Origin of the sequence: Bradyrhizobium sp. PRIMUS42 (assembly GCF_023006515.1) — a bacterium.
Classification (GTDB): Bacteria; Pseudomonadota; Alphaproteobacteria; order Rhizobiales; family Xanthobacteraceae; genus Bradyrhizobium.
In genome coordinates this window covers 1-4,636 of the sequence record NZ_JALBGZ010000518.1, presented here as the reverse complement: position 1 = coordinate 4,636, position 4,636 = coordinate 1, and the positions used below count along the sequence as shown (strand labels likewise).

General features: G+C 63.1%; 4 protein-coding genes and 1 pseudogene. 3 read left to right on the top strand and 2 right to left on the bottom strand.

The genetic code is table 11. From position 1 onward, the window contains the following. The 3 genes from MOV75_RS28220 to MOV75_RS28210 form a co-directional block, all read left to right on the top strand. Positions 1-1,020: PLP-dependent aminotransferase family protein (locus tag MOV75_RS28220; protein ID WP_247006988.1), on the top strand; the 1,020-nt coding region annotated here is incomplete at its 5' end. Between the two features lie 148 nt (positions 1,021-1,168). Then, positions 1,169-1,825, top strand: a complete 657-nt coding sequence (locus tag MOV75_RS28215) for a hypothetical protein (protein WP_246930905.1) — start codon at positions 1,169-1,171, stop codon at positions 1,823-1,825. A gap of 84 nt (positions 1,826-1,909) precedes the next feature. Further along, positions 1,910-3,448 (top strand): SEC-C metal-binding domain-containing protein, encoded by a 1,539-nt coding sequence (locus MOV75_RS28210; RefSeq protein WP_246930906.1) that lies wholly within the window; start codon positions 1,910-1,912, stop codon positions 3,446-3,448. Here MOV75_RS28210 and MOV75_RS28205 read toward each other — a convergent pair. Together MOV75_RS28205 and MOV75_RS28200 are read right to left on the bottom strand one after the other, a co-directional pair. Further along, positions 3,445-4,041 carry a GDYXXLXY domain-containing protein gene (locus tag MOV75_RS28205; RefSeq protein ID WP_246930907.1) on the bottom strand — a complete coding sequence of 199 codons (597 nt, stop codon included), beginning with the start codon at positions 4,039-4,041 and terminating at the stop codon, positions 3,445-3,447. The genes MOV75_RS28210 and MOV75_RS28205 overlap by 4 nt on opposite strands. Beyond that, positions 4,038-4,636 (bottom strand): annotated as a pseudogene (locus MOV75_RS28200) (DUF2157 domain-containing protein); the annotation flags it as partial. The gene MOV75_RS28205 and the pseudogene MOV75_RS28200, both read right to left, overlap by 4 nt.

Here is a 4,636-nt window from a genome sequence, read left to right as displayed (position 1 = left end):
GCACTGGCGCGGACCGATGCGCCTCTCTTGACGGATTACGGCAGCACGCGCGGCGGACTGGCGCTGCGCCGGCTGCTGCTCGCGCGTCTCGCCGAGGACGCGATTGAGGCGTCGCTCGATCAGCTCATGCTGACGGGCTCGGGCACGCAAGGTACCGACCTCGTCTGCCGCTTCCTGCTGCGTCCCGGCGACACGGTGCTGGTCGACGATCCCTGCTACTTCAATTTCCGCGCGCTGCTGCGGGCGCATCAGGCGAAGATCATCGGCGTGCCCTACACGCCGTCAGGCCCGGACGTTGCGCGCTTCGAGCAGATCCTGGGCACCGAGCGTCCCAGGCTCTACATCACCAATTCGGCCCTGCACAACCCGACCGGCGCGACGCTCTCGCTCCAGACCGCGCATCGGCTTCTGACCGCGGCCGCTGCGCACGACCTCACCATCATCGAGGACGATATCTTCGGTGACTTCGAGCCGGAGCGCTCGCCGCGACTTGCCGCGCTGGACGGGCTCAATCGCGTGATCCGCGTCGGCAGCTTCTCCAAGACGCTGTCGGCCTCGGTGCGCTGCGGCTACATCGCAGGGCGAGCCGACTGGATCGAGCATCTCGTCGACCTCCAGGTCGCAACCAGCTTCGGGGGTCCGAGCCCGGTCGCGACCGAGATCATCGCAAAGGTGCTGGCCGGCGGCAGCTATCGCAAGCACATGGACGAGCTCCGGCAGAAGCTGACGCGCACCCGCCGCGATGTGGCGCGCAAGCTTCAGGCGATCGGCATCGAACCCTGGCTGATGCCGCGCGGCGGATTTTTCCTCTGGTGCCGCCTCACGGGCGGGCAGGACGCCACGCAGGTTGCGCGCGCGGCGCTCGAGGACAACGTCGTGCTGGCGCCGGGCAACGTGTTCAGCGTGTCGCAGACGGCATCGCACTCCATGCGATTCAACGTGGCGCAGATGAACGATCCCCTGGTGTGGGACGTGCTGCGGCGGGCATTGAAAAAGCACGCCCGACACAATGGCGCCTGATCCGCGGAAACGGATTAAGCAAACTGAAAGGCCGATGCGGGCTAAGTGGACAGAAAGAGGTTGCAGCACAGTTGCGCTGGTTTAAGCTGCGAACTGCAAATTTTTAGCCGGCCACCGGTCCGGCCAGATCATTAGCTGAACGACATTCATGCGCACCTTCATTCCCGCGGCGATTGCCGCCCTCGGACTCTGCACTTTTCCGGCCCAGGCCGAGACTCTGCAGAAGAAATTCGGTCCCGGATGGAATTGTAGCTACATCTCGGTCGAATTGGACAAGCTGTATGACAAATGCATGCAGTGCGAGAGTCAGGGAGAGGACGTCGCGCAAGTCGAGTGGAATAAAGGAGAATGCCGTAACAGGCTCTCGTTGAGAGAAAATCTCATCACCCGGCCGGACTACGAAAGTCCCCAAGAGGAGAGGATGCGGCTGAACAGCGCGGCCGCCGCCGCTCGCGAGTTGCAGGAGTTTCAGCGTTGGCGCAATCAGCGCACGCCGCTGGAGTCCGACGTTTCGGGTACCGGAGGTGGGCGCCTGGCTCCCAGTGCCCCGCGACCGCATTCCTCCCCACCTTCAAATTCCTTCCCAACGAGAGAGTCGGGCGTCAGCGGCGCGCGAGATGGATCCAACTCGAACTCACCTGAAATCGGCTCGAAGCCATCCGTGTCAAACGTCAGCAGCCCAACTCATCCGTCACCCTCGGCACCTGTCGGCGGCGTGCACATCGGAGCGGCTCCGACCGGGAAGGAAAGCGACCTGAGCGAGCTCAGGCGCAAGATTCTCAATTTGAAGAAGCCGGATACTTAACCTGGTAATTTGTCGAAGCGGGGGAAATAGAGCTCCATGATGCACAGGGTGCTTGTCGATCGACGCGGTTTTCTGGCGTCAGGAGTGAGCGCGTTAGTCCTGCAAGAGCCCCTGACCGCGGTGGCGGCTGCCAAGACTTGCAGCGCTCCCCCCGCGACTTCGATGGACATGCGGGCGGAGGTCGCCGTTTCGCTGCGCGAAGCGTTGAAGCGGGCGAAATCAGGCGGGCCAAAGCGGCTTACGGGTTTGACCCGGATTGATACCGTCTGCCAGGACGACAGTTACGATATCCTGCTTTGCGGCGTTGCCGAGAAGGGCCAGCCGGATCTTTACCTCGACGATCTCATCGTCGCGATCAGGTCGGCCGCCAGGAAGTACGGCAACATCGAGCCGGGTATCTCGCTGGATCCGGACAGAGATCAAACGCCGAATCTCGACCAGATTTCGGGGCGCGATGCGGCCGCGAAGCAACAATATTTGCGGATGTGCTCTCAACAGCCGCAAAAGGTTCGCGTCGACGCCCTACCCAGGCATTGTCGCGTGACCAAGGTGCTGGTCGAAGCCGACTATCGCATGAAGCAGGTTTCGCAGGGCACGCTGCAATTGCCGGTCGATCCGCCCCTGCCCGGAACTTTCACGCGCCGGCTCAATCAGTCGCGGCAGATGCTTCGGGCCGGCACGTCCATGGGCGATTGGAGCAGCCGACGCCGGTTCTGGTTCGAGCCCGGCAAGTTCGAATATGCGCACGACTATCAAATCGCGTCGCTGCAATCAGCCCAGGTGATCCTCAGCGACGCCGATGCCAACGCGGATGCAGGTGCCAAGAACGGCAACGAAGATCCCATCGCAAGGGAGTTCGCCTGCGATTGGACCGCGCGCATGGAGGAGACATTTCGTGCCGAGCCGATCTGGCGCGACATGTACAATATCTACCGGCATTTCGCGATCGCACATATCCTGAAGGAGGAGAACCTCCACCATTATGAACTCACGCGGCTGATCGACGCTCATGAGATCGATCACGTTGAATTGCCGGATACACTTCCAGGCTTGGGGCGTTGGGAAACCATCGAAGAAACCAAGGGCAACCGTCGTCTTACGTTGGTCTCATCGGTGTGCGGCGGGGTGTCGCTCGGACTCGCATCGCGAGTGACGGCGACCCGAGTGCGTTCTGAAAGCAATTCGCCCTCGCAGATGGCATTGCTGTCGCGGGCGATCGTTCTTTCAAGGCCGGATAAGACATCGGTCAGTTGGACCATTCCGCCGACGGCACTTCAATCCGCTGCAAAGTGGTATGTGGAACAAGAAGAGCAGCGCTTACAAGCAAAGAGAGAGTCCGAGGAGCGGGAGCGCAAGGAGGCTAACGACATCAAGATGGGAATGGCGCTTCTGGGCGGGTTTGTGGTGACCGGAATGTTGGCCGGGTGGCTGCTGAATCGCCGAAATGCACCGGCCGCGGAATTGGCGGCCGCCGGTTCGGATGCATCATCAACGTCACTCCTGGAGAGTTCCGGTGAAGCAGGGACGTCGGCGGAGTTTGCAGGCTTGCGACGCAACGACCTTTGCCCATGCAATTCAGGAAAACGCTTCAAACATTGTCATGGTGCACAGGAGGCAACTTAATACAGCGGCTCCTCATAGACCGGCTCGCCGTCGAGCAGCAGCCGCTTGATGGCGGCGCGGCCTGAGGGCAGCACGGCGGCGACGATGCGCAGCTTCTGCTGGTTGCGGGCCTGCTCGAGCTTGCCGCCCTCGCCTTCCGGCACGAAATAGCTTTCGAGACCGTATTTGATCGTCAGCTTGTCGCAGAAGGTGCGGACGTCTGATCCGCAGGAATAGCTGACGCGGCCGCGGATCAGCACCTCGGGCGCGGTGACCGGCACAGGCGCGGCATGCACCGAGACGGCGGCGTAAAGGCCGTCGGCATTGGGCGCGAGCTTGACGAACACGACGGGATTGCGTGCGTCGGCCGGCTTGCCGGCGAGCGCGCCGGCCGGCAGTTGCGAAATGTCGTAGCGGAGCACAACATAGTCGCCGCGCAGAAGATCGCGCGGATCGACCGGCTGCGTCTGCAGGGTCACCTCACGGCCTTCGCGCAGGATCTGCATGCGGTCGGCGACCATCAGGACCAGCAGCAGGCATTGCACCAGGACGGCGACACCGAACAGCACCGCTTTCGGAATGCGCTGCCAGAATCTTGTGATGGCTCCAATCATCGCTCAGCCCTCGGCAGCATGCGATTGAGCGCGGTTGCAAAGACCACGGCGACGATTCCGGCCCCCGCGAGGAAGGCCGAGCGGCGCAGCAGCGAGCCCTTCACCGCCCAGGTGATGCCAGCAATGATTCCGGCGATGCCGAGCCAGCCGGCGACGATCCGCGGACGCACGTCATCGAGCACGCCGGAGACGACGAGGCACAGCATGGCGCACAGCAGCGCGGCGTAAGCGAACCAGGGTTCGCCGGCCGTGGAGACCGGCCAGATCGGCGCGGCGACCAGCACGAGCCCGATCGCGCAGGCTGCAAGCAACTCACCTGTGCGTTTCGTGAGTATGGCGGAGACGAGGGCGAGGATCACCCCCGCAACTCCGCACAGGATCGCCCAGAGCGGCTGTGCCGATACCGTGCTGGTCCGGAAGCGAATGATGTCATCGACCGTCGTCACCTCCAGGAAAGCGACACCGGCCAGCGCAAACGCTCCGTAGATCGACAGAACGCTCCCAAGCTGGCGCGCCCTCGGCGAGGGCGCAGAGGCGATCGCAAGCCCGGCGCCGAACAGCAGGGCGGCCCCGTTCGCGAGCACGAAGGACGGCT

Bases quoted from the DNA above. Each gene is read 5' to 3' on its own strand.
- MOV75_RS28215 (WP_246930905.1), top strand. From the start codon at position 1,169: ATGCGCACCTTCATTCCCGCGGCGATTGCCGCCCTCGGACTCTGCACT.
- MOV75_RS28205 (WP_246930907.1), bottom strand. From the start codon at position 4,041: ATGATTGGAGCCATCACAAGATTCTGGCAGCGCATTCCGAAAGCGGTG.